The organism is Comamonas piscis, assembly GCF_014109725.1.
In the GTDB taxonomy this organism is placed as follows: domain Bacteria; phylum Pseudomonadota; class Gammaproteobacteria; order Burkholderiales; family Burkholderiaceae_C; genus Comamonas; species Comamonas piscis.
In genome coordinates, this window is the sequence record NZ_CP058554.1 from 3288909 (window position 1) to 3311807 (window position 22899).

General features: G+C 61.7%; 22 protein-coding genes and 3 tRNA genes. 10 read left to right on the plus strand and 15 right to left on the minus strand.

The window, feature by feature from the left end; genetic code table 11:
* Nucleotides 1-2: 2 nt before the first annotated feature.
* Both HS961_RS14795 and msrA read right to left on the minus strand, forming a co-directional pair.
* Complete coding sequence (locus HS961_RS14795; protein ID WP_238347616.1) at nucleotides 3-500, minus strand: Fur family transcriptional regulator; 498 nt, start codon at nucleotides 498-500, stop codon at nucleotides 3-5.
* 79 nt (nucleotides 501-579) lie between these two features.
* Nucleotides 580-1131, minus strand: coding sequence for a peptide-methionine (S)-S-oxide reductase MsrA (gene msrA, locus HS961_RS14800; RefSeq protein WP_182323236.1), 552 nt, complete (start codon nucleotides 1129-1131; stop codon nucleotides 580-582).
* A gap of 205 nt (nucleotides 1132-1336) precedes the next feature.
* Between msrA and HS961_RS14805 the strand changes: the two genes are divergently transcribed.
* The 6 genes from HS961_RS14805 (at nucleotide 1337) to HS961_RS14830 (ending at nucleotide 9062) form a co-directional block, all read left to right on the plus strand.
* On the plus strand, nucleotides 1337-2011 hold the full coding sequence (locus HS961_RS14805) for a TetR/AcrR family transcriptional regulator (protein ID WP_182323238.1): 675 nt from the start codon (nucleotides 1337-1339) through the stop codon (nucleotides 2009-2011).
* Complete coding sequence (locus tag HS961_RS14810; RefSeq protein WP_182323240.1) at nucleotides 2008-3213, plus strand: efflux RND transporter periplasmic adaptor subunit; 1206 nt, start codon at nucleotides 2008-2010, stop codon at nucleotides 3211-3213. Before HS961_RS14805 ends, HS961_RS14810 begins: the two co-directional genes overlap by 4 nt.
* A 3-nt stretch (nucleotides 3214-3216) precedes the next feature.
* Nucleotides 3217-6381 (plus strand): efflux RND transporter permease subunit, encoded by a 3165-nt coding sequence (locus tag HS961_RS14815; RefSeq protein ID WP_182323242.1) that lies wholly within the window; start codon nucleotides 3217-3219, stop codon nucleotides 6379-6381.
* 59 nt (nucleotides 6382-6440) lie between these two features.
* Nucleotides 6441-7154, plus strand: coding sequence for a protein-L-isoaspartate O-methyltransferase family protein (locus HS961_RS14820; RefSeq protein WP_182323244.1), 714 nt, complete (start codon nucleotides 6441-6443; stop codon nucleotides 7152-7154).
* A gap of 53 nt (nucleotides 7155-7207) precedes the next feature.
* Complete coding sequence (locus tag HS961_RS14825; protein ID WP_182323246.1) at nucleotides 7208-7543, plus strand: rhodanese-like domain-containing protein; 336 nt, start codon at nucleotides 7208-7210, stop codon at nucleotides 7541-7543.
* 76 nt (nucleotides 7544-7619) lie between these two features.
* Nucleotides 7620-9062, plus strand: coding sequence for a TolC family outer membrane protein (locus HS961_RS14830; RefSeq protein WP_182323248.1), 1443 nt, complete (start codon nucleotides 7620-7622; stop codon nucleotides 9060-9062).
* A 172-nt stretch (nucleotides 9063-9234) separates the two neighbouring features.
* Here the strand turns inward: HS961_RS14830 and HS961_RS14835 are convergent.
* The 12 genes from HS961_RS14835 to uvrB all read right to left on the minus strand — a co-directional run bounded on the left by HS961_RS14835 (nucleotide 9235) and on the right by uvrB (nucleotide 18362).
* Nucleotides 9235-9309 (minus strand) — tRNA-Val (locus tag HS961_RS14835).
* A gap of 34 nt (nucleotides 9310-9343) precedes the next feature.
* Nucleotides 9344-9418: transfer RNA gene (locus HS961_RS14840), tRNA-Val, on the minus strand.
* Between the two features lie 37 nt (nucleotides 9419-9455).
* Nucleotides 9456-9530: transfer RNA gene (locus tag HS961_RS14845), tRNA-Val, on the minus strand.
* Between the two features lie 58 nt (nucleotides 9531-9588).
* Nucleotides 9589-10305: a DNA polymerase III subunit epsilon gene (dnaQ, locus tag HS961_RS14850; RefSeq protein ID WP_182323250.1), complete on the minus strand. Its 717-nt coding sequence runs from the start codon at nucleotides 10303-10305 to the stop codon at nucleotides 9589-9591.
* A gap of 73 nt (nucleotides 10306-10378) precedes the next feature.
* The gene (fdx, locus tag HS961_RS14855; RefSeq protein WP_182323252.1) at nucleotides 10379-10717 is read right to left on the minus strand and encodes an ISC system 2Fe-2S type ferredoxin; all 339 of its coding nucleotides are present in this window, start codon (nucleotides 10715-10717) and stop codon (nucleotides 10379-10381) included.
* Nucleotides 10718-10745: 28 nt separating this feature from the next.
* Complete coding sequence (gene hscA, locus HS961_RS14860; RefSeq protein ID WP_182323254.1) at nucleotides 10746-12611, minus strand: Fe-S protein assembly chaperone HscA; 1866 nt, start codon at nucleotides 12609-12611, stop codon at nucleotides 10746-10748.
* Between the two features lie 133 nt (nucleotides 12612-12744).
* Nucleotides 12745-13263 (minus strand): Fe-S protein assembly co-chaperone HscB, encoded by a 519-nt coding sequence (gene hscB, locus HS961_RS14865; RefSeq protein ID WP_182328278.1) that lies wholly within the window; start codon nucleotides 13261-13263, stop codon nucleotides 12745-12747.
* A 114-nt stretch (nucleotides 13264-13377) separates the two neighbouring features.
* Nucleotides 13378-13701: an iron-sulfur cluster assembly protein IscA gene (gene iscA / locus HS961_RS14870; protein ID WP_182323256.1), complete on the minus strand. Its 324-nt coding sequence runs from the start codon at nucleotides 13699-13701 to the stop codon at nucleotides 13378-13380.
* A gap of 6 nt (nucleotides 13702-13707) precedes the next feature.
* The gene (gene iscU / locus HS961_RS14875) at nucleotides 13708-14106 is read right to left on the minus strand and encodes a Fe-S cluster assembly scaffold IscU (RefSeq protein ID WP_182323258.1); all 399 of its coding nucleotides are present in this window, start codon (nucleotides 14104-14106) and stop codon (nucleotides 13708-13710) included.
* Nucleotides 14107-14141: 35 nt separating this feature from the next.
* Complete coding sequence (locus HS961_RS14880; protein WP_182323261.1) at nucleotides 14142-15362, minus strand: IscS subfamily cysteine desulfurase; 1221 nt, start codon at nucleotides 15360-15362, stop codon at nucleotides 14142-14144.
* A 150-nt stretch (nucleotides 15363-15512) separates the two neighbouring features.
* Entirely contained in the window at nucleotides 15513-16049 is a 537-nt protein-coding gene (iscR, locus tag HS961_RS14885) for a Fe-S cluster assembly transcriptional regulator IscR (protein WP_021025851.1), read from the minus strand.
* 219 nt (nucleotides 16050-16268) lie between these two features.
* Nucleotides 16269-18362, minus strand: a complete 2094-nt coding sequence (gene uvrB / locus HS961_RS14890) for an excinuclease ABC subunit UvrB (RefSeq protein ID WP_182323263.1) — start codon at nucleotides 18360-18362, stop codon at nucleotides 16269-16271.
* Between the two features lie 144 nt (nucleotides 18363-18506).
* Here uvrB and HS961_RS14895 point away from each other — a divergent pair, with 144 nt between their 5' ends.
* From HS961_RS14895 to HS961_RS14910, 4 genes are all read left to right on the plus strand, one after another.
* Nucleotides 18507-19706 carry an amino acid aminotransferase gene (locus HS961_RS14895; protein WP_182323265.1) on the plus strand — a complete coding sequence of 400 codons (1200 nt, stop codon included), beginning with the start codon at nucleotides 18507-18509 and terminating at the stop codon, nucleotides 19704-19706.
* A 244-nt stretch (nucleotides 19707-19950) separates the two neighbouring features.
* The gene (locus tag HS961_RS14900; RefSeq protein WP_182323267.1) at nucleotides 19951-20196 is read left to right on the plus strand and encodes a GlsB/YeaQ/YmgE family stress response membrane protein; all 246 of its coding nucleotides are present in this window, start codon (nucleotides 19951-19953) and stop codon (nucleotides 20194-20196) included.
* Nucleotides 20197-20275: 79 nt separating this feature from the next.
* The gene (locus tag HS961_RS14905; RefSeq protein ID WP_182323269.1) at nucleotides 20276-20827 is read left to right on the plus strand and encodes a hypothetical protein; all 552 of its coding nucleotides are present in this window, start codon (nucleotides 20276-20278) and stop codon (nucleotides 20825-20827) included.
* 117 nt (nucleotides 20828-20944) lie between these two features.
* The gene (locus tag HS961_RS14910) at nucleotides 20945-21547 is read left to right on the plus strand and encodes an isochorismatase family protein (RefSeq protein WP_182323271.1); all 603 of its coding nucleotides are present in this window, start codon (nucleotides 20945-20947) and stop codon (nucleotides 21545-21547) included.
* A gap of 201 nt (nucleotides 21548-21748) precedes the next feature.
* Here HS961_RS14910 and HS961_RS14915 read toward each other — a convergent pair whose 3' ends face one another.
* Nucleotides 21749-22387, minus strand: coding sequence for a C40 family peptidase (locus HS961_RS14915; RefSeq protein WP_182323274.1), 639 nt, complete (start codon nucleotides 22385-22387; stop codon nucleotides 21749-21751).
* Between the last annotated feature and the right edge of the window lie 512 nt (nucleotides 22388-22899).

Consider the following 22899-nt stretch of genomic DNA (forward strand, 5'->3'; position numbering starts at 1 on the left):
AGTCAGGATTTGTCGGGATCGTGCTTGCAGTCGGCGCAGAGGCCCTGCAAGCGCAACTCGGTCTGCTCCGGCGCCAATCCCTGCTCTTGCAGCACCTGCAGGTACTGCGCCATCGCCTGGTTGACCCGCGCAGTGGCGGCATCGCCCGCACGCTCTTCCAGGCTTTGTACCGAATGGCAGTCGGTGCATTCATAGCGCACCTGCAGCGGCTCCTGCGCATCGGCGCGCAGCGCATAGCGCGTCAGGCGCTCGGCATCCACGCTTTTGACCAGCTTGCCCGCAGCAGCCAGGCGGTCCAGCAAGCGGTAGCTGGTGACCCGATTGACCTCAACGCCCATTTTCTGCAGCCGGGCCTGCACCTCGGCCACGGACCATTGCACGCCCGGCTGGCTCTCCACCAGGGCCAGCAAGGCCTTGGTGGCGCGCGTGGCACGCATGCCGGGCGGCAGAGACTGCACGCTCAGTGCTGCCGTGTTGGGGGATGGGGAGCGAGCGGACATCGGTGGCTGGGTGTGAGGATGGCTTTGATGCAATTGTGTTGCATTATGCCCATCGCCCGCGCCGCGTGCCCGACTGGGCCTACTTCAACCAGTCTGCAAAGCGGGTTTCCAGCTTGTCGACCTTGGGCGCCACTACATAGGTGCAATACGGTTGGCGCGGGTTGTTGTCAAAATAGTCCTGGTGGTAGGCCTCGGCGTTCCAGAAATGCTGCAAGGGCTCGACCTCGGTGACCACCGGCGCGCCCATCTGGCCGGAGGCATTGAGCTTGTCCACAAAGGCCGTGGCCTCGGCCAGCTGCTCAGGCGTGGTGGTGTAGATGCCGCTGCGGTACTGCGTGCCCACATCATTGCCCTGGCGGTTGAGCGTCGTTGGGTCATGCGTGGCAAAGAAAATGTGCAGCACCTTGTCCAGCGGCAGCACCTGCGGCTCGAAGCTCAGCTCCACGCACTCGGCATGGCCCGTCGTGCCGCTGCACACCTGCTCATAGGTGGGGTTGGCGATCTGGCCATTGGCATAGCCACTGACCACCTTGACGACGCCGCGCACCCGCCCAAAAACGGCCTCGGTGCACCAAAAACAACCACCGGCAAGATAGATTTTTTCCACGGGGGACTGGGCTTCATTGGACATCGGAACTCCGGCAAGAAAGGTGGCAGACATACAGGCCAAACAGCGCAGAAGGCACCGTTCGCTGGCTCCATTTTTAACAGAGAAAAAGTCAGCCCTATGCCAACGCGTTCTCTATTTGTATCACCTCGTTTTGCTTGACTTGTCGCGGGCGCCCGCCTACATTACTAACCCATTGGTCATTAACTGTTTGATTGCGCTGCCCACCGTGTCCATCCCGCCTACCCCCCCCGCTTTGGCCGCCGCTGCGCCCCGCCGCAGCCGCCGCAAAGAGGCCCGGCCTGGCGAGCTGCTGGATGCGGCGCTGGATCTCTTTGTCAGCAAAGGCTATGCCGCTACCAAGGTTGAAGAAGTGGCCCGCCAGGCCGGCGTTTCCAAGGGCACCTTGTTTCTGTACTTTCCCAGCAAACCAGAGCTGTTTCAGGCTGTGGTACGCCATGTGCTCAGCAGCCGCTTTGCCGAGTGGGACCTGGAGCTGGATACCTACCAGCACGACACCGCCACCTTGATCCACTACTGCTACGAGGTCTGGTGGCAGCGCATTGGCTCGACCAAGGCCTGCGGCCTGCCGCACCTGGTGATGGCAGAGGCACATAACTTTCCCGAGATTGCCGCCTTCTACCGCCAGGAAGTGGTGCTGCCCGGCAACCGCCTGATCGAGCGCGTGCTGCGCCGGGGCATGGAGCGCGGCGAGCTGGCCCCGCTGGACCTGGACTATGGGGTGACCTTGGTACTGGCCCCGCTGATCTTTTGCGCCAGCGTTAAAAGCACCGGCGGCATTTGCTTGCCAGATCCCGCATTTGATATTCCCCGCTTTTTGAAGATGCAGGCCGATGCACTGATGCACGGCCTGGGCGGCAAGCCCACCAAGGCCAAGGCATGAAGCGCGCCCTGCCCTGGTTGGCCGCCGCCGTGGTGGCCGTGTTGCTGGCCAGCGGCCTGTGGCGCGGCTGGAAGACCCAGCAGAACCGGCAACAAGCCTTGGCCCAGGCCGAGCAGGCCAAGGCGCAAGCCGTCTACCAATTGGCTCCGAGCGACGCCATCAGCGTGGCGCCCCAAACCCTTTTGCTAAGCCTGCCCATCAGCGGCACGGTGAAGGCAGTGAACACCGCCATCATCAAGGCCCGCATCGCCGGCGAGCTGCAGCAGCTGCAACTGCGCGAGGGCGATCCGGTGCAGGCCGGCCAGGTCGTCGCCCGGGTGGACAGCACGGAGAGCCAGGCCCGCCTGGCCCAGGCCCAGCAGCAGGCCGATGCGGCCCACGCGCAGCAAGATATCCAGCAGCGCCAGTACGACAACAACCGCGCGCTGGCCAACCAGGGCTTTATCTCGGCCACGGCTTTGGAATCGTCGCAGTCGCAGTGGCAGGCCGCGCAATCTAACTACCAGGCCGCCCGCTCGGCCGCCGATGTGCTGCGCAAAAACCTGAGCGACACGGTGCTGCGCAGCCCTATCCAGGGGCAGGTCGCGCGCAAATGGGTGAGCAATGGCGAAAAGGTCGGCCCGGACGCCAATGTGCTGGAGATTGTCGATTTGCGTGCGCTGGAGCTGCAAGCCCAGATGCCTGCCGCCGATTCGTTGCAGCTGCGGCTGGGCCAAATGGCGCAGTTGCAGGTCGATGGCAGCGGCCAGCCCATCAGTGCCGAGGTGGTGCGCATCAACCCGCAGGCCGATGCCAACAGCCGCAGCGTGACGGTATATTTGCGCATCGCCGCCCCGGCCGCATCAGCCACCGCTGCAGCACCCGCGTTGCGCCAGGGCTTGTACCTGCAAGGGCAACTGGTCACGGGCCAGGTGCAGACCATCGCCATACCGCTGGCAGCCGTGCGCACCGACAAACCCGAGCCCTATGTGCAGCTGCTCAGCGCGCAAGGCGAATCCGGTGAATCACTGCGGGTGCAGCACCAGCCCGTGGTGTTGGGCGCACGCAGCCAGCGTGATGGCGCAACTTGGGTGGCAGTCACCCAAGGCCTGCAAGCGGGCCAGCGCATTCTGGGCGGCCAGGTCGGCCAGTTGCGCGAGGCAACGCCCGTCCGGCTGGCACCCGAGGCCGCGCCCGCAACCCCTGCATCGCCCGCGTCCTGATCCATGTGGTTCACCCGCCTCAGTCTGAACAACCCGGTGCTGGCCACGATGATGATGGCGGCGCTGGTGGTGCTGGGCCTGTTTTCGCTGCAGCGCCTCAAGGTGGACCAGTTCCCAAACATCGACTTCCCGGTGGTGGTAATCACGGTCGATTACCCCGGTGCCGCGCCTGAGATTGTCGAGAGCGAGGTCACCAAGAAGATCGAGGAAGCGGTCAACGCGGTCGCCGGCATCAGCGCCCTCACCTCGCGCAGCTACGAGGGCACGGCCGTCATCATCATGGAGTTCCAGATCTCTGTGGACGGGCGCCGGGCGGCCGAGGATGTGCGCGAGAAGATCGCCGCTGTGCGCCCCTTGCTGCGCGACGAGGTCAAAGACCCGCGCGTGATCCGCTTTGACCCGGCCGATGCGGCCGTCTGGTCGCTGGCCCTGCTGCCCGACCCCAGCCGGGGCACACCGCCCAGCGCGATTGCGATGACCTCCTGGGCCGATCAGGTGCTGAAAAAGCGGCTGGAGAACGTGCGCGGCGTGGGCGCCGTGAACCTGGTGGGCGGCACGCCGCGCGAGATCAATGTCTACCTGAACCCGCAGCAGATGGAGGCGCTGTCCATCTCGGCCAGCGAAGTGGCCGACGCGGTGCGCCGCGAAAACCAGGATCTGCCGTTGGGTTCGGTGCGCTCACGCGATCAGGACCGGCTGGTGCAGATCGACTCGCGCATGAAGCGGCCCGAGGACTTCAACCAGATCATCGTGGCTCGCCGCAATGGCGCGCCTATCTACCTGCACCAGGTCGCCCGCGTGCAGGATGGCGCGCAGGAGCTAAAGAACCTGGCCCTGTACAACGGCGGCCGCACCCTGCTGCTGTCGATCCAAAAAACGCAGGAAGAGAACACCATCGAGGTGGTCGATGGCCTGCGCCGTGCGGCGGCCGAGATCACGCCCGAGCTGCCACCGGGCCTGCGACTGGAGCCGATTGCCGATGCATCGCGGCCGATACGAGTGGCCGTCGACAATGTGCGCGAGACCCTGGTTGAGGGCGCCGTGCTCACTGTGCTGATCGTGTTTCTGTTCCTGCGCTCCTGGCGCTCGACGGTCATCACCGGGCTAACCCTGCCGATCTCGATCATCGGCACCTTCTTCTTCATGTACGCCTTTGGCTTCACCATCAATATGGTGACCTTGATGGCCTTGTCGCTGTGCGTGGGCCTGCTGATCGATGACGCCATCGTCGTGCGGGAGAACATCGTGCGCCACCTGCAGATGGGAAAATCCGCCTACCGCGCGGCGCTGGAAGGTACGCAGGAGATTGGCCTGGCCGTTCTGGCCACCACCTTGTCGATCGTGGCGGTGTTTCTGCCGATCGGCTTTATGGGCGGCATCATCGGCAAGTTCTTCCATGAGTTTGGCCTGACCATCGTCGTTGCGGTGCTGCTGTCGATGTTTGTCAGCTTCACCTTGGACCCGATGCTCTCCAGCGTCTGGCATGACCCCAGCGTCCACAAAGGCGGCAAGCCCGCGTCCAACCGGTTCGCACGCGCGCTGGACCGGGCACTGGCCGGGTTTGAGGCGGCCACCGAGCAGTTGAGCGCCGGCTACCAGCGCCTGCTCGCCTGGGCGCTCGGCCACCGCTTCACCAGTCTGTTGGTGGCGCTGGCCATCTTTGTCCTCAGCCTGCTGTTGCTGCCCTTGCTGGGCACTGAATTTGTGCCGCGTGCGGATTTCTCCGAAACTCAGATCCGCTTCAATGTGCCGGTCGGCGCATCGGTTGAAGCCACCGAGGCAAGGGCCCGCCAGGTCGAAGAAGCGGTGCGCCGCAACCCTGCTGTGCGCTACACCCTGACCACCATCAACACCGGCAATGCCAATGGCAAGAACTACGCCAGCATGTATGTGCGCTTGGTGGACCGCAGCCAGCGTAGCCAGGATGTGCAACAGATATCGGCCAGCCTGCGCGCCGAGCTGAACCAGATCGCCGGCATCCAGGTCACCCACGTGGGCCTGCTGGAGGCCGTGGGCGGCCAAAAGCAAGTGGAATTCTCGCTGCAAGGCCCGGATCTGCAAGAGCTCGAACGCCTGGCACGCCAGGTGAGTGAGCGCCTGCGGCACATCCCCGGCTTGGTGGACCTGGACAGCAGCGTGCTGGAGCGCGAGCCCATTGTGCAGCTGCAGTTCAACCGCGATGCGGCATCGGACCTGGGCCTGCCGATGGGCCAGGTGGCCACGGCACTGCGTACCCTGGTCGAAGGCGACACGGTGGGCAACTGGCGTGCGGGAGATAACCAAACCTATGACGTGCGGGTGCGCCTGGCACCCGAAGCACGTGAGAACCCGCAGATGCTGGCCCAGCTGCCGCTGACGGCGATGGGCGCCAATGGCCAGCCGCACACGGTGCGCCTGAGCCAGCTGGCAACCTTGACGGAAACCACCGGCCCCAACCGCATCAACCGCCGGGCGATGAACCGCGAAGTCGCCTTCAATGCCAACGCCAACCAGCGCAGCGCCGGCGAGGTGGCGGCCGATATCCGCGCGGTGCTGGAGCAAACCACCTTCCCGCCCGGTTACCGCTACGAGTTTGCTGGCAGCACCAAGAACATGCAGGAGTCTTTCGGCTATGCGCTGTCTGCATTGGCCCTGGCGGTGATCTTTATCTACATGATCCTGGCCAGCCAGTTCCGCAGCTTTTTGCAGCCCCTTGCGCTGATGACCTCGCTGCCGCTGACCTTGATTGGCGTGGTGCTCACCTTGATGATGTTTGGCACCACCTTGTCGATGTTCTCCATCATCGGCGTCATCTTGCTGATGGGCCTGGTCACCAAGAATGCGATCTTGCTGGTGGACTTTGCGATACGCGCCCGCCAGCCCCACCAGGACGACAACGGCCAGGCTGTGCCCGGCCTGCCGCGCGAGCAGGCCTTGCTGCTGGCCGCCCGGGTGAGGCTGCGCCCTATTTTGATGACCACCTTGGCGATGGTGTTCGGCATGGTGCCCCTGGCCTTTGCGATGAGCGAAGGCGCCGAACAGCGCGCGCCGCTGGGCCAGGCGGTCATTGGCGGGGTGGTCACCTCGTCGCTGTTGACCTTGGTGGTGGTGCCCGTTGTCTACTGCTACCTCGATGATTTTGCGAAATGGGCCGCCCAAAAGTGGCGGCGCCCCGCTATGGAACCCTAAGCGGCCTAAAATAGGGGGTTTTTTCTTGCCCCACCCCAACAAGCCAACCGGAGTCTGCAATGAGTTTGCCACTGAACATGTCCCCCAGCACGGATGATAAATACCGCGCAGCACGCTACAACATGGTGGAGCAGCAAGTGCGCCCCTGGAGCTTGGGCGACCAACAGGTGCTGGAACTGATCGGCACCCTGCGCCGTGAAGAGTTCGTGCCCGATGGCCTGCAGGACATGGCATTCATGGACATCCAGCTGCCTTTGCTGGGCGATGACGGCGAAGTCGCCATCGCCAACGGCCACTGCATGCTGCCTCCACGCGTCGAAGCACGCGTGCTGCAGGATCTGAAGCTCCAGCCTCATGAAAATGTGCTGGAAATTGGCACCGGCTCGGGCTATATGGCCGCGCTGATGTCGCGCCTGGCCAAGCAGGTGACCTCGCTCGAGATCGAGCCTGCGCTGGTCGAGCTGGCCCGCGCCAACCTGCACCGCGCCCAGATCAAGAATGTCGATGTGGTGCTGGAAGACGGCTCCAACGCCCAGGCCATCGGCGGCAGCTATGACGTGATCGTGCTGAGCGGCTCGGTCTACGAAGTGCCTCCCGCATTGCTCGACAAGCTCAAAGAAGGCGGTCGCCTGATCGCTTTTGTGGGCAGCGAGCCAATGATGCGCACCACCGTTTACACCCGCACGCAAGGCAAGCTGACGATCAGCCAGCCTTGGGACACCGTGGTGGCCCGCCTCAAGGGCTTTGCTGAGGCACCCCGCTTCAAGTTCTGATGACCCCCGCAGCGTGGCGGCCTAAGGGCCAGCTGCGCTGCAGAAAGTGATGTATGGAGCAAATCCGCCCCGCGCAACTCAATGAATGGCTGGCCCTGCATGCGGACCAGAACCCTTTGGTACTGGATGTGCGTGAGCCCTGGGAGCTGCAGACCGCCTCGGTCAAGGCCGAGGGCTTTGAGCTGCTGAACATTCCCATGCAGCAGATCCCTGCGTCGCTGAATCTGCTCGACGAAGACCGCCCTATCGCCTGCCTCTGCCACCACGGCATGCGCAGCATGCAGGTCGCCGTCTTCCTGGAGCGCCAGGGCTACACCCAGGTCAGCAACCTGACGGGCGGCATCGACCTCTGGACGGCCGAGCGCGACCCCTCGGTGCCACGCTACTAAGTCTTTGGCAAAGCCGCTGCCTGGCGGCTGCGGCACCCGCCGCTAGCCCCTCCCTCTCACCACCACCTACTGCACCATGCGCCACGCCCCTGCCCTGCCTCGTTTGAGAACATCCTGCGCCGCTGCCGCAGTGGCGCTGCTGGGGGTGGCGGCGCTGCCGGCCCAGGCCCAGAGCCTTATGCAAATGGTGGAGCAAGCCAGTGGCTATGACGCGCAGTGGCAGTCGGCCCGCGCCAACCTGGATGCCGCCATCTCCCGGGGCGAGCAGGCACGCGCCGGCTTGCTGCCGCAGGTGGGGCTGCAGGCCCAGTCGCAGTACAGCCACACGGCCATCAGCAACCCGGAGCTGCGGCTGAACGGCCCCAACCACCAGATCGGCATCACGGCCAGCCAGCCGCTCTACCGCCCGGCCAACCGCATCGCGTTGGAACAAGGCCGACTGGGCGGCGATATCGCCCGGCTGCAGCTCGATGCTGCCAGCCAGGATTTGCTGGTGCGCGTAGCACAGGCCTATTTTGATGTGCTGGCCGCACAGGACAGCACCGTCTTTGTCAGCGCCCAAAAAGCGGCGGTGCAAGAGCAGCTCGCAGCGGCCAGGCGCAACTTTGATGTGGGCACCGCCACCATCACCGATTCGCGCGAGGCCGAGGCCCGCTTTGACCTGGTGCGCGCGCAAGAGATTGCGGCCGACAATGACCTCACCGTCAAGCGCCTGGCGCTGGACAATACCGTGGGCAGCCCTGGCAACAAGCCCTGGCCGCTGAAGCAACCAGTGCTGCTGCCCGCCACCACGCCTGACAATGTATTGATGTGGGTGGACCAGGCCCAGAGCGAACAACCCCAGATCCGCATCGCCCAGCTGGCCACCGACAATGCCCGACTGGACACCAAGAAGGCCGAAACCGGCCACCTGCCCACCGTCGACCTGCAGGCCACCGTGGGCCGCCAGCTCTACCCCAAGGGCAGTATCACCATGCCCACCAACGGCTACAACGCCAACCAGGCCACCGTGGGTGTGGTGCTGAATGTGCCGCTGTTTGCCGGCTTTTCGGTGCAGAACCGGGTCAAGGAAACCCTGGCGCTGGAGACCAAGGCCGAGGCCGATCTGGACAATGCCCGCCGGACGGTCGCGCAAAACGTGCGCAGCGCGTTTTTTGGTCTGCAGTCCAGTGCCAGCCAGGTCAAGGCGCTAGAGGCGGCCGAGGCATCCAGCCAGCTCGCGCTCGATGCCAATCTGACGGGCTACCAAGTGGGTGTGCGCATCAATATCGATGTGCTCAATGCCCAAAGCCAGCTCTACCAGACCAAGCGCGACCTGGCGCTGGCACGCTACAACAGCTTGCTGGGCCAGCTCAAGCTCAAGCAGGCAGCCGGCACCCTGACCTTGAACGATATCGCGGTGCTGGACCGCAGCATGCTGGCCAGTGATGCGCCTGCGCTGGCGATCCCGGCCAACCCCACGGCCCCGGTGGCGACCCCTGCTGCGGCAACGCCGCCTGCGACCGCCGCACCACGCTAAGACACTGTCCAGGGGGCGCCCGACCGCCCACTCGCCTTGGGCGTGCCGGCCAGCAAGCATTACTCGCCGCGCCGCATCAAGCGTCGGGATGCACACGGCGCATGCCGACAGGCTCCCTACATTCCAGACAACAAAAAACCTCTTGAACAGACTATTCAAGAGGTTGCTTGTTTGGTGGGTGATACATGGATCGAACATGTGACCCCTGCCGTGTGAAGGCAGTGCTCTACCGCTGAGCTAATCACCCCAGGCCTGCCCGAAAGCACGCCAAAACTAAATTGTGGTGGGTGATACATGGATCGAACATGTGACCCCTGCCGTGTGAAGGCAGTGCTCTACCGCTGAGCTAATCACCCCAAGCATGCCCGAAAGCACACTGCAACGACGAAAAATTGGTGGGTGATACATGGATCGAACATGTGACCCCTGCCGTGTGAAGGCAGTGCTCTACCGCTGAGCTAATCACCCTAAATGACTCGTCGTCAAGCCCTCTATTATGACAGCAAATTATTGCGAGTCGCTAAGTTCAGGCTAATTTTCTCCAAATAGTTTTGCCGCCACTCGATTTGTCCATTTGCGTCAGCACGTCGTCGTGTGCCGCCAGCTCGGCATCCGAAGCCAGGATCACCGGCAGATCAAACTGCGAAAAATCGATCTTCTTGACCAGAGCAGCAGACGCAGACTTGGAACCGGAAGAATGGGCATCCGAGGACAGCAACTGCTCCTGGCCGCGTGTCATGTTGATGTAGACATCGGCCAGCAACTCGGCATCCAGCAAGGCGCCGTGCAGATCGCGGCCGGAGTTGTCGACCTCCAGGCGGTCACACAGCGCATCGAGCGAGTTGCGCTTGCCGGGGAAGATATCCCTGGCCATCAACAAGCTGTCAATCACGCCGCTGACCATGCTGGTCAATGACGGCATGCCCACCCGCTCGAACTCTTTGTTCAAAAAGCCCATGTCGAAGGGCGCGTTGTGGATGATCAGCTCCGCGCCTTCCAGGTAGGCCCGGATCTCTTCGGCCTTCTCATGAAAACGGGGCTTGTCGGCCAGAAACTCGGTCGTAATGCCGTGGACACGCAGCGCATCTTCATGGCTGTCTCGGTCCGCGTTGAAGTAGAGGTGCAAATTGCGGCCGGTCAGCTTGCGGTTGAGCAGCTCTACACAACCCAGCTCGATCACCCGGTCGCCATCGACCGCCGACAGACCTGTGGTTTCCGTATCCAGAACAATTTGGCGCGACATCTACAACTTCCTCGACTCAAAACACCGATTCTAAAAGCCCAGCCGGCACTGCGCGCAAAGCGCAGCCCTGCGGTCAGTGGTTTTCCTTGGCGTGGTTGATCGAGTACTTGGGGATCTCTACCGTCACATCGTCGCGCTCGACGATCGCCTGGCAGGACAGGCGCGACTGCGGCTCCAGGCCCCAGGCGCGGTCCAGCAGATCGTCCTCTTCTTCTTCGGAAGGGGCCATGGAATCAAAGCCCTGGCGCACGATCACGTGGCAGGTGGTGCAAGCACGGCTCATGTCACAGGCGTGCTCGATGTTGATGCCGTTGTCCAGCAGCGCTTCGCAGATCGAGGTGCCAGTAGGCGCGGTGATCTCGGCGCCGTTGGGACAGTACTCGGCATGGGGCAGGATTTTGATGATGGGCATGGGAGCGACGTTTTTCTTCTGTTGTCGGTTAAATGGATTGCACGTTCTTGCCGGCCAGGGCCTGGCGGATGCCGCGGTTCATGCGCTCGGCTGCAAAGCCCTCGGTGCCCTTGGCCAGGGCATCGGTGCGCGCCTCGATATCGGCTGCGCTGTCGCTGCTGGCCAAGGCCTGGCGCAGCTGGTCCATCAAGGCATCCACCTGGCTGCGCTCAGCGGGTGCCAGCAGGTCGCCATCGGCGTCCAGCGCGCTTTGGGTGGCGATCAGCAGGCGGTCACCATCCACGCGGGCCTCCACCAGCGCGCGGGCCTGCATATCGGCCTGGGCGGTACTGAAGCTGTCGCGCAGCATATGGGCGATCTGGTCGTCCGACAGGCCATATGAGGGCTTGACGTCGATACGGGCCTCCACGCCACTCACCTGCTCTTGCGCGCCGACGCTGAGCAGGCCATCGGCGTCCACGGTGAAGGACACGCGGATACGCGCTGCGCCGGCCGCCATCGGCGGAATGCCGCGCAGCTCAAAACGCGCCAGGCTGCGGCAATCGGAAACCAGATCCCGCTCGCCTTGCACCACATGGATCGCCAAGGCCGTCTGGCCATCTTTGTAGGTGGTGAAATCCTGGCCACGCGCGGTGGGAATCGTTTCATTGCGGCTGACAATGCGCTCGACCAGGCCGCCCATGGTCTCGATACCCAGCGACAGCGGGATCACATCGAGCAGCAGCAGATCACCACTGGCGTCATTGCCGGCCAGCTGGTTGGCCTGGATGGAGGCACCCAGGGCCACGACTTCATCGGGGTTCAGGTTGGTCAGCGGCGGCTTGCCAAAAAATTCGCCAACTGCCGTCTGCACCTGGGGCATGCGGGTCGAGCCGCCCACCATCACCACGCCTTGCACCTCGTCCTTGGTCAGCTGGGCATCGGCCAAGGCGCGGCGCACGGCGGACAGGGTACGGGCGGTCAAGGCCTGCGTGGCGGCATCAAAATCAGCACGACTCAGATCGAACGCAATCGCCTGGCCGGACAGCTGGGCAGAGAAAGTCACAGTCTCGGCATTGGTCAACGCCTCTTTCGCAGCCTTGGCGGCCAAGCGCAACAGGGCCTTGTCTTGCGCGGTCTGCACCGAGCCACCCGTCTTGTCCAACACCCACTGGCCCAGCGCGGCATCGTAGTCATCACCACCCAGGGCGGAATCGCCGCCGGTGGCAATCACCTCAAACACACCCCTTGCCAAGCGCAGCACGGAGATATCGAAGGTGCCGCCGCCCAGGTCGTAGACCGCGTAAATGCCCTCCGAGGCATTGTCCAGGCCATAGGCAATCGCAGCGGCAGTGGGCTCGTTGATCAGGCGCAGCAGCTTGATGCCGGCCAACTGTGCTGCATCCTTGGTGGCCTGGCGCTGCGCATCGTCAAAGTACGCTGGCACGGTGATCACCGCGCCGTACAGGTCGTTGTCGAACGTGTCTTCGGCGCGGTAGCGCAAGGTGGCCAGAATCTCGGCGCTGATCTCTACCGGTGTCTTGAGGCCAGCCACCGTGTTGATGGCCACCATGCCACTGCCTTCGGGCTGCACCAGCGCATAAGCCAGCTGCTCGGGCGCCTGGATGTCGCTGAGCGCGCGGCCCATCAAGCGCTTGGCAGAGGCAATGGTATTGGCGGCATCGACGCCGGGATGGGCCAGCGCAGCCTCACCAATATCGCGCTTGCCATTGGCGTGGTAATGCACCACCGATGGCAACAGCACCCGGCCTGCGTCATCCGGCAGGCATTCGGCCACGCCATTGCGCACGGCCGCCACCAAGGAATGGGTGGTACCCAGATCAATACCCACCGCAATGCGGCGCTGGTGCGGATCGGGGGATTGGCCGGGTTCTGAAATTTGGAGCAATGCCATGGATACGGTCTATCTTGTTTTCTATGGCTGGCAGCCCGCGCAAAATGCGCAGGTTTCCATCCAGCGGTCTCAATGGGGGTGTCGCCCAAGCATGCTGTGGCGCCCTGCGGGCGTCCCTGCTTGGGTCAAAAGCCTATTGTCCCAGTTGCTCGCGGCGACGGTCGATGTCACCACTAAATCGCGCAACAAACATGAGGGCTCTCACCTGCTGCGCCGCCTGCGCATAGTCGCGCTCAACATCCAGCAGCTGCTGGCAGCGCTCCAGCATCGCGCGGCGAGCACCCAGCACCTGGTCAGCCAGCGCGTCGATATCGGCTTCTGACTGCGCCTCCTCCAGCGCTTCGCGCCATTCCATCTGCTCCATCAAAAAAGCCGTGGGCATGGCGGTGTTGTCTTCGGCGCGGATGGGCGCATCGTGCATCTCGCACAGGTAGGCGGCGCGTTTGAGCGGGTCCTTCAGGCGCTGATAGGCTTCGTTGATGCGCACCGACCACTGCATCGCCACGCGCTGGGCTGCAGCGCCTTGCGACGCAAAGCGGTCCGGGTGGGCCTGCTTTTGCAAGGCTTTCCAGTGCTCGGCCAGTTGCTGAGGGTCTTGGGCAAACTGGGCAGGCACGCCAAAGAGTTCAAAGTCGTTGGATTGCAGATTCATCATGAAAAAACCGCCTGGCAAAAGCACAGGCGGTTTGCAGTTTTGGCACAGTGATGCCGACAAACAAGGCCGGGTCCGCCGGATGCGGCAGACCGGGCGCCTGAACCTGAAATGTCAGATTCGGAAGCTCTCGCCACAACCACAACGATCACGCTCATTGGGGTTGTGGAACTTGAAGCCTTCGTTGAGGCCTTCGCGCACAAAGTCCAGCTCGGTGCCGTCGATGTAGGCCATGCTTTTCGGATCCACCAGCACCTTGACGCCATGGTCTTCAAACACCACGTCTTCAGGCGCTGCCTCGTCCACATACTCCAGCTTGTAGGCCAAGCCCGAGCAGCCCGTGGTCTTCACGCCCAGCCGCACACCTACGCCATGGCCGCGGCGGGACAAGTAGCGGGTGATGTGGCGCGCAGCCGACTCAGAAAGCTTGACAGCCATGGCGCCTTAAGCCTCCGCCTTGGCGCTGTGCTTGGCCTTGTAGTCGTTGACCGCTGCCTTGATGGCGTCCTCGGCCAGGATGGAGCAGTGGATCTTGACGGGTGGCAGTGCCAGCTCTTCAGCGATGGTGGCGTTCTTCAGTGCCGCTGCTTCGTCCAAGGTCTTGCCCTTGACCCATTCAGTCACCAGCGACGACGAGGCAATCGCCGAGCCGCAGCCATAGGTCTTGAAGCGTGCGTCTTCGATCACGCCGGTTTCTGCGTTGACCTTGATCTGCAGCTTCATCACGTCGCCGCAAGCCGGCGCACCGACCATGCCAGTGCCTACCGATTCGTCACCCTTGTCAAAAGAGCCCACGTTGCGGGGGTTCTCGTAATGATCAATCACTTTGTCGGAATATGCCATCTTGGTACCTCTTTACTGTAGCGGCTGCGCCGGGATTAGTGGGCAGCCCACTGGATGGTGCTCAGATCCACACCGTCTTTGTACATTTCCCACAGGGGGCTTAACTCGCGCAGCTTGGTCACGTTTTCACGGATCGATGCCACGGCGTAGTCGATGTCTTCATTGGTCGTGAAGCGGCCAAAGGTCATGCGCAAGCTGCTGTGTGCCAGCTCATCGCTGCGGCCCAGCGCGCGCAGCACATAGCTGGGCTCCAGGCTGGCGGAGGTGCAGGCCGAACCCGAGGAAACGGCCAGACCCTTGATGCCCATGATCAACGATTCGCCTTCGACGAAGTTGAAACTGATGTTCAGGTTGTGCGGCACGCGGTGGGTCAGGTCGCCATTCACAAAGACTTGCTCGATGTCCATCAGGCCGTCCAGCATGCGCTGCTGCAGTGCCTTGGCGTGGGCGTAGTCCTTGGCCATGTCTTCCTTGGCGATGCGGAAAGCCTCGCCCATGCCGACGATCTGGTGGGTAGCCAGAGTGCCCGAGCGCATGCCGCGCTCATGGCCACCGCCGTGCATCTGCGCTTCAATGCGCACGCGTGGCTTGCGACGCACGTACAAGGCGCCAATGCCCTTGGGGCCATAGCTCTTGTGCGAGGCCAGGCTCATCAGGTCAACCTTCAGCGCGGTGATGTCGATCTCGACCTTGCCGGTGGCCTGTGCAGCGTCCACGTGGAAAATAATGCCCTTTTCGCGGCAGATGTTCCCAATGGTTTCGATGTCCTGGATCACGCCGGTTTCGTTGTTCACGAACATGACGCTGACGACGATGGTGTCGGGGCGGATGGCCGCCTTGAACACGTCCAGATCCAGCAAGCCGTCTTCCTTGACGTCCAGATACGTGACTTCAAAACCTTCACGCTCCAGCGCACGCATGGTGTCCAGCACGGCCTTGTGTTCGGTCTTGACGGTGATCAGGTGCTTGCCCTTGCCCTTGTAGAACTGGGCAGCGCCTTTGAGCGCCAGGTTGTCCGACTCGGTAGCACCACTGGTCCAGACGATTTCACGCGGGTCGGCATTGATCAGCTCGGCGACTTGCACGCGTGCTTTCTCAACCGCCTCCTCAGCCGTCCAACCCCAGGCATGGCTGCGAGAAGCCGGATTGCCGTAGTTCTCGGACAACCAAGGGATCATCGCTGCGACCACACGGGGGTCCACCGGCGTGGTGGCGCCGTAATCGAGGTAAATGGGGAAATGTGGGGTGGTGTCCATATCTGGCTCTACTGGCGTGTGCCCAAGGCACCCGCAAAAAACACAAAAGCAATCACGTCATCGCTTGACTGCAACCCTGTTCGAGGCGCAGCAAAGCCCGCCGGCACCAGCAAGGTGCCGGAGATGCGGCGACCAGCGCCGCATCAACAATCAGGATTTGGCAAACACATTGCCCAGTGCAAACACCGAGTTCGGTGCGGTCACACGGATGGGCTTGACAACCGGCGTCGTCGAGATCGCACGGCGCACAATCGGCTTGTCTTCGATCTGGATGCCCTTGGCCAGTTGGTCGTCGACCAGCTTTTGCAAAGTGACGGAATCGAGAAACTCGACCATGCGCTGGTTCAGCGATGCCCAGAGTTCGTGGGTCATGCAGCGGCCGGCTTCGCCCATGCAGTTTTCCTTGCCGCCGCACTGCGTGGCGTCAATAGGTTCATCTACCGACACAATGATGTCAGCAACTGTGATCTCAGCGGCTTTGCGGGCCAAGGTGTAGCCGCCACCAGGGCCACGGGTGGACTCCACCAGTTCATGGCGGCGCAGCTTTCCGAACAGCTGCTCCAGATACGACAGCGAGATCTGCTGACGCTGGCTGATGGCAGCCAAAGTTACCGGGCCATTGTTCTGGCGCAAAGCCAGATCAATCATTGCAGTCACTGCAAATCGGCCTTTGGTGGTGAGACGCATAATCGTTCCTTAGAGGTCAGGCTTGATAACCATAGACGCCCAATGCAAGCAAGCCACCCGCAATGACATCGTCGTAGCCTGTCGCTCCACCCTGCACGCAGGGTAGGTCCCATTCATCGATAGGCTTTTTTCTTGTTGTTGAGTAATTTGTGTCAGTATAGCACAAAGCCCCCTGAACTCGCTCGGGTAAGCAAAGATTACTTACAGAAACTGACAGCACTAGAGGCTGCGGGTATTCCCTGCCTCTGGAGAGGCCCCGCCAAATGCCCTTTGTTTCAAAATGGTTAATTGGTCGCGGGCCTGCGCTGCTGCCTCGAATTCCAGATTGCGCGCGGCCTCCAGCATCTGCTTTTCCAGGCGTTTGATTTCCTTGGCAATCTCTTTCTCGGACATGTCCTCGACCCGGGCGCGGCTCATGGCCACCTTTTCTGCCCGGTCCATGTCGTCGCTGGCCTTGGTGCTGTAGACGCCGTCGATCAAATCCCGCACCTGTTTGACAATCGTGCGCGGCACGATGCCATTGGCCTCATTAAAGGCCATTTGTTTTTCACGGCGGCGGCTGGTTTCGTCCATAGCCTTGCGCATCGAATCGGTGATGCGGTCCGCATACAGAATGGCCTTGCCGTTGACGTTACGCGCCGCACGGCCAATGGTCTGGATCAAGCTGCGCTCCGCGCGCAAAAAGCCCTCTTTGTCCGCATCCAGAATCGCCACCAGCGACACCTCGGGAATATCCAGGCCTTCGCGCAGCAGGTTGATACCGACCAGCACATCAAAGGTGCCCAGGCGCAAATCCCGGATGATCTCGACCCGCTCGACCGTCTCCACATCCGAGTGCAGGTAGCGCACCTTGACGCCGTTGTCAGTGAGGTACTCGGTTAGCTGCTCGGCCATGCGCTTGGTCAAGGTGGTGATCAACACCCGCTCATGCACCTTGGTGCGCAAATGGATCTCTTGCAGCACATCATCCACCTGGTGGGTGGCGGGGCGCACTTCCACCTCCGGGTCAACCAGGCCGGTGGGCCGCACCACCTGCTCGACCACCTTACCAGCATGGGTCTTCTCGTACTCGGCCGGCGTGGCCGATACGAACACCACCTGGCGCATGCGCTGCTCGAACTCGACAAACTTCAGCGGCCGGTTGTCCAGCGCGCTGGGCAGGCGAAAGCCATATTCCACCAAGGTGGTCTTGCGTGCCTTGTCGCCGTTGTACATGGCGTTGAGCTGGCCAATCATCTGATGGCTCTCGTCCAGGAACATCAGTGCGTCCTTGGGCATGTAGTCCGTCATGGTGGGCGGCGGATCGCCGGGCGCCGCGCCCGAGAGGTGGCGGCTGTAGTTCTCAATGCCCTTGCAGTGGCCCACCTCGGTGAGCATCTCCAGGTCAAACCGGGTGCGCTGCTCCAGGCGCTGGGCTTCCACCAGCTTGCCCTCGCCCACCAGGTGCTTGAGGCGCAGGGCCAACTCTTCCTTGATGGTCTCGATGGCCAGCAGCACCTGGTCGCGCGGCGTCACATAGTGGCTGCTGGGGTAGATGGTGAAGCGCGGCACCTTCTGGCGCACGCGGCCGGTCAGCGGGTCAAACAGCTGCAGGCTTTCGACCTCGTCATCGAACAGCTCAATGCGCACCGCCATTTCGCTGTGCTCCGACGGAAAAACGTCAATCGTGTCGCCCCGCACGCGGAAGATGCCGCGCGAGAAATCCGCATCATTGCGCTTGTACTGCATGCGCACCAGCTGCGCAATCGCATCGCGCTGGCTCAGCTCATCGCCCACCCGCAGGATAAAGCGCATCTTGGTATAGGACTCGGGCGAGCCAATACCATAGATGGCCGAGACGGTGGCGACCACGATGGTGTCGCGCCGCTCCAGCACGCTCTTGGTGGCTGACAGGCGCATCTGCTCAATGTGCTCGTTGATGGCGCTGTCCTTTTCAATGAACAGATCGCGCTGGGGCACATAGGCCTCGGGCTGGTAGTAGTCGTAATAGCTGACAAAGTACTCGACGGCGTTCTTGGGAAAGAACTCACGGAACTCGCTGTACAGCTGCGCGGCCAAGGTTTTATTGGGCGCAAACACAATGGCGGGGCGCCCGGTGCGCGCAATCACATTGGCCATCGTGAAGGTTTTGCCCGAGCCCGTAACGCCCAGCAAGGTCTGAAAGGCCTCACCGTCATCAATGCCTTCCACCAGCCCGTCAATGGCCGCCGGCTGGTCGCCCGCCGGGGGGTATGGCTGGAACAATGTGAATGGAGAGCCGGGATATTGGATGAATTCCCCCTCGCGGGGTGCCTCTGGAGTGACTTCGTGCATAGGTCGGGTATGCCACGCGCGAGCGGGCGTCGCTAGAATACGGGGTTAACCCCAAAGCGTACTGCAAAATTGCGGTGGAGGCGATGGCCTCTTGTTTGGCATTTGGGGGTGCAAAGCCAGATTTCTACCTACCAAGGACTACACATGTCTCTTTTCTCTTCCGTCGAAATGGCCCCACGCGACCCTATCCTGGGTCTCAATGAGCAGTATGCCGCCGACACCAACCCCAGCAAAGTGAACCTGGGCGTGGGTGTGTATTTCGACGACAACGGCAAGCTGCCGCTGCTGCAGTGCGTGCAAGCCGCCGAGAAAGCCATGATGGACAAGCCCACCCCGCGTGGCTACCTGCCTATCGACGGTATCGTTGCCTATGACAATGCCGTCAAGGCGCTGGTGTTTGGTGCTGACTCGGAAGTCGTCACCTCCGGCCGCGTGGCCACCGTGCAAGCCGTGGGCGGCACCGGCGGCCTGAAGATCGGTGCAGATTTCTTGAAGCGCCTGAACCCACAAGCCAAGGTGCTGATCTCGGACCCGAGCTGGGAAAACCACCGCGCCATCTTCCAAAACGCCGGCTTTGAAGTGGGCAACTACCGCTACTACGACGCGGCCAACCGCGCCATCGATTTTGACGGCATGATTGCCGACCTGAACGCTGCCGCCGCTGGCACCGTGGCCGTGCTGCATGCCTGCTGCCACAACCCTACCGGCTACGACATCACCGCTGCCCAGTGGGACAAGGTCGTTGAAGTCGTCAAGGCCAAGAACCTGGTCGCCTTCCTGGACATGGCCTACCAAGGCTTTGGCCACGGCATCGCTGAAGACGGTGCCGTGATTGGCAAGTTCATCGCCGCCGGCCTGAACATTTTTGTCTCGACCTCGTTCTCCAAGAGCTTCTCGCTCTACGGTGAGCGCGTGGGCGCGCTGTCCGTGGTCGCCAGCGACAAGGAAGAAGCCAGCCGTGTGCTGAGCCAGCTCAAGGTCGTCATCCGCACCAACTACTCCAACCCACCTACCCATGGTGGCGCTGTGGTGGCCGCCGTGCTGAACAACCCCGAGCTGCGCGCGCTGTGGGAAAAGGAACTGGGCGAAATGCGTGTGCGCATCAAGGAAATGCGCCAAAAGCTGGTGGATGGCCTCAAGGCCGCTGGCGTGAAGCAAGATATGAGCTTCATCACCACCCAGATCGGCATGTTCTCGTACTCCGGCCTCAGCAAGGACCAAATGGTGCGCCTGCGCTCCGAGTTTGGCGTGTACGGCACGGACACCGGCCGCATGTGCGTGGCCGCGCTCAACAGCAAAAACATCGAGCACGTCTGCGCATCGATCGCCAAGGTCGTCGCTTAAACGCCCCAGCACCCCAGGCCTGAACCCAGGCCTGTAGAAAGCAGCCTTTGCCCATCGCGGCGCAGGCTGCTTTTTTCATGGGCATGACAGAGCCAGTTCACCGTTGTTTATGGCGTAAAGCCACTGCATTACAAGCCTTCTCCTACAAACGCCCTTAAAGTGCCTTGGTACGCTTTACGGCGTATCAGCCAGGCCATCCTCAACCCGAGGCGCCGGCCTTCACAGCTCAACGGAGAAAAAACAGATGTCGATCATTGGAACCATTTTTGTAGGCCTGATCGTTGGCCTGATTGCACGCGCCATCAAGCCCGGTGACGACAAGATGGGCTGGATCATGACCATCCTGCTGGGTATTGCCGGCTCGCTGCTGGCTGGCTACGCTGGCGTTGCCATGGGCTGGTACCAGCAGGGCGAGGCCGCAGGATGGATTGCCTCCATTGTGGGCGCCATCATCTTGCTGGTGCTTTACGGCCTGATCCGCAAGCGCTAAGCGCCCAGCAGCCTGCGCCAGCCGGGGTGGCCCGCTGACGCAGGCTTTTTCTATGCTGTTTACCCACTGACCCCTACCCATGAAAATTGGACGCAAGCCCCGCCCCCTGTCTGCCATGGAACTGGCTGCCCAAACCGGCAATCCAGCACTGTTGGAGGCGGTTGAGCAATCCCTCAAGCTGCTGCACCGCAAGGCGCTGATGGCAGCGCTTGCCAGCGCCACCCCGGTACCCGGCTTGGATATGGCGGTGGATGCCGCCCTGCTCTCGCGGCTGATTCCGCAGATCAGCAACCACTTTGGCCTCAGCGACGAACAAATTGCCCGCCTGGCCCCCGCCAAGCGCGCCAAGGTGCAGAACACCGTCAATATGCTGGGCGGCGTGCTGATCGGCAAGCTGATCACCAAGGACGTGATCATGCGTGGCGCCAAGGCCTTGGGCATGCGGCTGACGGTGCAACAAGCCAGCAAATATGTGCCTCTTGCCGGGCAAGCGGTGTCTGCTGCGCTGGGCTATGCCACGCTGCGCTACCTGGGTGAGCAGCATCTGCGCGACTGCGTTCGCGTCGCGCATGAAGCCGGTATCACGCTTCCAGCTGCCTATGCGCCTGCATTGGACCAGGACCGACACTGAAACGGACGCAAGGATTCGGTCGCATTACCTGCCACCATCCGATGAATTTCGCCTTTTCCTTTAACACCCGAGCCATGCCGCTGCAGCGGCTGGACGTCGCCACGGTTAAAATGCGCCATGCTTTTAGATATTGAAGAATCCCAGCTTGTGCTGGTCGACTACCAGGAAAAACTGATGCCCGCCATTTTTGATGGTGCGCAGGTGTTGAAGAACGCCACACTCCTGGCAAAGGTAGCCTTACAACTGCAGGTACCCGTGTTCGGTACCGAGCAGAACCCCAGCAAGCTGGGGCCCAATGCTGCAGAGCTGCGCGGGTTGTGCGACAAGACCCTGGCCAAGATGTTTTTCAGCGCCGTGCCTGAGGGACTGAACGAGTGGCTGCGCCCACCTGCCAAACCCCAAGGCGGCAATGCCCGCAGCCTCCCCAAGCACCTGCAAAAGCCGCAGCAAGCCGCGCCAGAGCGCAACAGCATCATCATTGCCGGCTGCGAAGCCCATGTCTGCCTGCTGCAAACCGCACTGGAACTGCTGGAAGACGAGTTCGATGTCTGCGTGGTGACCGACGCCTGCAGCAGCCGCACCGAGCGCAACCGCGATGCCGCCTTTGACCGCCTGGCCGGCGCCGGCGCCGAGCTGGTCACCACCGAGATGGTGGTCTTTGAATGGCTGCGCAGCTGCGAGCACGAAGACTTCCGCGATATCTTGCAGCTGATCAAATAAGACCGCATGGCGGGCTCCCATCGGGGGCGTGCCAAGCTGGGCTGCCACTGAGGCAGCCTTTTTTATTTCTACAGAGCGTGTGCTGGCAACTGCCGCCCCGCCGCGCCCTTCCCACGCAGCGATGAGCACCATCCAGCCAACAAAAAAGCTTCCCAAAGGAAGCTTGTTCGCTAGCAACGCCTGCGCCGTAGAGCAAGGCGCTCAGTTCAGGCGCATCGTAGTCTTGGACATCACGCGGCCAATCAGGTCCTGTGCCTCCGCACCATCCAGGTTGACTTGCTCCATCAGCTTGGCACGCGCTTCATCGCTCAGTTCCACGCGGCGGGCGCCATCAAAACGCTTTTCCCAGTAGGCGATATCCATGTTCTCGACACGAACCGTCTTTCCGGTGCGGGGTGAGTGGATGAACTTGCCATCCCCCATATAGATCCCCACATGGCTGAAAGCCCGGCGCATGGTGTTGAAGAATACCAGATCACCGGGCTTGAGCTCCGCTTTTTCAATCTTGTCAGTCGCTGCGGCCTGCTCTTCTGCGCGGCGCGGCAAGATCTTGCCCCAGCTCTCCGCATACACAGCACGCACTAAACCGCTGCAATCAAACCCCGTCTCTGCGCTGTTACCGCCACGGCGATAAGGCACGCCGATCAGGCTCAGTGCATTGCTGATCAGCACATTCGCCTGGTCCTTGACCTGGTGATGCACCGAATCGAGCTTGGACAAACTGCTTTGGCCAATGCCCAGCAGCAAATCCAGATCGGATGGCTTGTGTTCGCTCTCGGGGGCGGCATGTGCGCTGACAGACGCGGCGACGATGAGGGTGCAAATCCATTTCGGTGACATAGCGGGCGACTTTAGCACGGTTTATTTTGAAGACAATTCATAAATATGTAACAAAATCCAAATCAGTTATTCCCCCAACCAATGGGGTTTTCCCTGAGGAATTCTGCGAAATTATGCACGAACTAGAACCAAGATACTCCATAACCAATTGTTTTTATTGATTTTCAGCAATTCATCAAGCTTTCACATAGAACCCTTGGTTGTTTCTATATGCAACCATAGTTACTGCGCTAGAGACTGTAAAGATATTCCTACAGACACCGTATGCAAAGTCCCGCTTTGGCTTGTTAACAGTTATGCAAGAGTCATGCCACCACTTAGAGATCCTCTGCAAAACCCTCGCCAAGCGGGATGGACGCGGATCGGGATGAGGCGCAAGGCGTCTTTTGCAGTCAATAGCGCGCTATTGACAAGAAAGACAACACAGCGGATCGCCCGAGCCCGCGTTCAGACCACGGCAGGGAGTTTTGCAGAGGGTTCTTAGGCTAACCACCACCTGAGAGGCATGCTGC

What these genes read in the sequence shown, in the direction of transcription:
- HS961_RS14795 (WP_238347616.1), bottom strand. Translation starts at nt 500, where the DNA reads ATGTCCGCTCGCTCCCCATCCCCCAACACGGCAGCACTGAGCGTGCAG.
- msrA (WP_182323236.1), bottom strand. Translation starts at nt 1,131, where the DNA reads ATGTCCAATGAAGCCCAGTCCCCCGTGGAAAAAATCTATCTTGCCGGT.
- HS961_RS14810 (WP_182323240.1), top strand. Translation starts at nt 2,008, where the DNA reads ATGAAGCGCGCCCTGCCCTGGTTGGCCGCCGCCGTGGTGGCCGTGTTG.
- HS961_RS14815 (WP_182323242.1), top strand. Translation starts at nt 3,217, where the DNA reads ATGTGGTTCACCCGCCTCAGTCTGAACAACCCGGTGCTGGCCACGATG.
- HS961_RS14820 (WP_182323244.1), top strand. Translation starts at nt 6,441, where the DNA reads ATGAGTTTGCCACTGAACATGTCCCCCAGCACGGATGATAAATACCGC.
- HS961_RS14825 (WP_182323246.1), top strand. Translation starts at nt 7,208, where the DNA reads ATGGAGCAAATCCGCCCCGCGCAACTCAATGAATGGCTGGCCCTGCAT.
- HS961_RS14830 (WP_182323248.1), top strand. Translation starts at nt 7,620, where the DNA reads ATGCGCCACGCCCCTGCCCTGCCTCGTTTGAGAACATCCTGCGCCGCT.
- dnaQ (WP_182323250.1), bottom strand. Translation starts at nt 10,305, where the DNA reads ATGTCGCGCCAAATTGTTCTGGATACGGAAACCACAGGTCTGTCGGCG.
- fdx (WP_182323252.1), bottom strand. Translation starts at nt 10,717, where the DNA reads ATGCCCATCATCAAAATCCTGCCCCATGCCGAGTACTGTCCCAACGGC.
- hscA (WP_182323254.1), bottom strand. Translation starts at nt 12,611, where the DNA reads ATGGCATTGCTCCAAATTTCAGAACCCGGCCAATCCCCCGATCCGCAC.
- hscB (WP_182328278.1), bottom strand. Translation starts at nt 13,263, where the DNA reads ATGAATCTGCAATCCAACGACTTTGAACTCTTTGGCGTGCCTGCCCAG.
- iscA (WP_182323256.1), bottom strand. Translation starts at nt 13,701, where the DNA reads ATGGCTGTCAAGCTTTCTGAGTCGGCTGCGCGCCACATCACCCGCTAC.
- iscU (WP_182323258.1), bottom strand. Translation starts at nt 14,106, where the DNA reads ATGGCATATTCCGACAAAGTGATTGATCATTACGAGAACCCCCGCAAC.
- HS961_RS14880 (WP_182323261.1), bottom strand. Translation starts at nt 15,362, where the DNA reads ATGGACACCACCCCACATTTCCCCATTTACCTCGATTACGGCGCCACC.
- iscR (WP_021025851.1), bottom strand. Translation starts at nt 16,049, where the DNA reads ATGCGTCTCACCACCAAAGGCCGATTTGCAGTGACTGCAATGATTGAT.
- uvrB (WP_182323263.1), bottom strand. Translation starts at nt 18,362, where the DNA reads ATGCACGAAGTCACTCCAGAGGCACCCCGCGAGGGGGAATTCATCCAA.
- HS961_RS14895 (WP_182323265.1), top strand. Translation starts at nt 18,507, where the DNA reads ATGTCTCTTTTCTCTTCCGTCGAAATGGCCCCACGCGACCCTATCCTG.
- HS961_RS14900 (WP_182323267.1), top strand. Translation starts at nt 19,951, where the DNA reads ATGTCGATCATTGGAACCATTTTTGTAGGCCTGATCGTTGGCCTGATT.
- HS961_RS14905 (WP_182323269.1), top strand. Translation starts at nt 20,276, where the DNA reads ATGAAAATTGGACGCAAGCCCCGCCCCCTGTCTGCCATGGAACTGGCT.
- HS961_RS14910 (WP_182323271.1), top strand. Translation starts at nt 20,945, where the DNA reads ATGCTTTTAGATATTGAAGAATCCCAGCTTGTGCTGGTCGACTACCAG.
- HS961_RS14915 (WP_182323274.1), bottom strand. Translation starts at nt 22,387, where the DNA reads ATGTCACCGAAATGGATTTGCACCCTCATCGTCGCCGCGTCTGTCAGC.